The following is a 239-nucleotide window of genomic DNA, read 5'->3' on the forward strand; positions in this document are numbered from 1 at the left end:
GCGGATTAATTCTTCGTCCTGACGTTGCGGCAGAGCTGATTCAAGCTGCGAAAGCAGGTGGATTACCTGTCAGTGTGAAAACAAGACTTGGCTTTACAGAGGTTGATGAATGGCGCGGATGGCTCAGACACATATTGGAGCAAGACATTGTGAATTTATCGATTCACCTTCGCACAAGAAAGGAAATGAGCCAAGTGGATGCGCATTGGGAGCTCATTCCAGAGATTAAAAAGCTTCGT

The 239-nt window shown here is 46.4% G+C and carries 1 protein-coding gene; it reads left to right on the forward strand.

The genetic code is table 11. The features are described from left to right. On the forward strand, window positions 1-239 hold a 239-nt coding region (locus SB775_RS33495; protein ID WP_410865613.1), incomplete at both ends, for a tRNA-dihydrouridine synthase.

The organism is Peribacillus sp. SIMBA_075, from assembly GCF_046534585.1.